Below are 557 nucleotides of genomic sequence, written 5' to 3' on the forward strand. Positions count from 1 at the left end.
ACAGAATTGGTTCTCAGATTTTAACACATTATCCGGAAAATATTCAAATTGCAAGAACTATTACAGAACAGGAATCTAAGTTAGACCAAAATCAGACCGATTTGGTTTATGTGCCAGGTTTGGCGAGAGATATTTTAGAGCAAATTAGTTTTGAAGCTCGTGAAAGCGAATATATCGATAATAAAAGTGGTGTAAGTGCCAGAATGAGTATTACCGCTTTCGAAAACTTAATTAGTACAGCCGAGCGTCGTGCTTTACTTTCCGGAGTAGAGAAAACTACTTTGCGTTTATCTGATTTTGTTGGAATCATTCCTGCTATTACAGGAAAAGTAGAGTTGGTTTACGAAGGAGAGCAGGAGGGAGCAGACGTTGTTGCGGAAAGTTTAATTGGATCTGCCATCAGGACTTTATTTCCGGAATATTTTCCTAAAATCGAAAAATTAGAAAAGCCGGACGAGAAAACACCATATTCTGATATTGTAGAATGGTTTTTCGCGGAAAGCGGTTTCGAATTGTTAGATGATGCCTCAGATGCGGATTACAAAAGCATTTTGGAT

1 pseudogene is annotated in these 557 nt (G+C 37.9%); it reads left to right on the top strand.

The window, feature by feature from the left end:
- Positions 1–557 (top strand): annotated as a pseudogene (locus ABEB23_RS18175) (magnesium chelatase); the annotation flags it as partial.

Source organism: Flavobacterium maritimum (assembly GCF_040049085.1).
GTDB classification, from domain to species: Bacteria; Bacteroidota; Bacteroidia; order Flavobacteriales; family Flavobacteriaceae; genus Flavobacterium; species Flavobacterium maritimum.